This is a genomic window from Gordonia sp. DT219, assembly GCF_049847065.1.
GTDB lineage: Bacteria > Actinomycetota > Actinomycetes > Mycobacteriales > Mycobacteriaceae > Gordonia.
On sequence record NZ_JBNCNR010000105.1, the window covers coordinates 1 to 301 of the forward strand.

The following is a 301-nucleotide window of genomic DNA, read 5'->3' on the forward strand; positions in this document are numbered from 1 at the left end:
CTCGCCGGCCGGTGTTGGTGGCGCCGTAACGCCGCACCCGGCGCCCCACCCAACCCGAAACGCGTCAACAAACTGCCCGACGTCGGACCCGACTTCACCGCCGGGCTCGCGAAGGTGCGTGCCAAAATCCACCGGCAACCACCCGACCCACCCGACACGGGTAAACCGTTGCCGGACAGCAGTACCGGTACCTTCACCGATCCGATCACCGCGGACCGGAGCTACCTGGTGGGCTTGGCACCCGGTGACAAGATCCTGCGCACCACCATCGGCACCCCGACCGGCGGCTACGACATCGTCG

General features: G+C 68.1%; 1 pseudogene. It reads left to right on the forward strand.

From position 1 onward, the window contains the following. A pseudogene (locus ACPXB3_RS22615) lies at positions 1 to 301 on the forward strand (HNH endonuclease); the annotation flags it as partial.